This window comes from Streptomyces boetiae, assembly GCF_031845405.1.
In the GTDB taxonomy this organism is placed as follows: Bacteria; Actinomycetota; Actinomycetes; order Streptomycetales; family Streptomycetaceae; genus Streptomyces; species Streptomyces boetiae.
In genome coordinates this window covers 1-819 of sequence record NZ_JAVREN010000105.1, presented here as the reverse complement: position 1 = coordinate 819, position 819 = coordinate 1, and the positions used below count along the sequence as shown (strand labels likewise).

The 819-nt window shown below is 60.6% G+C and carries 1 rRNA gene; it reads left to right on the top strand.

From position 1 onward, the window contains the following. Positions 1-253: 253 nt before the first annotated feature. A 23S ribosomal RNA gene (locus tag RM780_RS27570) occupies positions 254-819 on the top strand; the annotation flags it as partial.

Below are 819 nucleotides of genomic sequence, written 5' to 3'. Positions count from 1 at the left end.
CGTAACAAGGTAGCCGTACCGGAAGGTGCGGCTGGATCACCTCCTTTCTAAGGAGCATCGTGCCCGCGCCGGGCGAGTGTCCTGGCGGGGCCAGCTCATGGGTGGAACGTTGACACGCTTTATCCGACAGCACGCTGTTGGGTGTCTGAGGGAATGGTCCCTCGGCACGTACCCCAACCAGCCGGCGGGCGGTAGCCCGGCCGGGGTTGAGGGTGTGGTGGTTGTCAAGTGCACAGTGGACGCGAGCATCTGTGGCCAAGTTGTTAAGGGCGCACGGTGGATGCCTTGGCACCAGGAACCGATGAAGGACGTGGGAGGCCGCGATAGACCCCGGGGAGTTGTCAACCGAGCTGTGATCCGGGGGTGTCCGAATGGGGAAACCCGGCAGTCGTTATGGGCTGTCACCCGCCGCTGAATGTATAGGCGGTGTGGAGGGAACGCGGGGAAGTGAAACATCTCAGTACCCGCAGGAAGAGAAAACAACCGTGATTCCGGGAGTAGTGGTGAGCGAAACCGGAGGAGGCTAAACCGTCTGTGTGTGATACCCGGCAGGGGTTGCGCGGGCGGGGTTGTGGGAGTTCTCTTGATCGTTCTGCCGGACGGTCGGCGAGTAAGAAATCGCAGGTATAGGCGAAGGGCATGCGAAAGGCCCGGCGCAGAGGGTAAGACCCCCGTAGCTGAAATGTCTGCGACTCGTTTGAGGGCCACCCAAGTAGCACAGGGCCCGAGGAATCCTGTGTGAATCTGGCGGGACCACCCGTTAAGCCTAAATATTCCCTGGTGACCGATAGTGGATAGTACCGTGAGGGAATGGTGAAA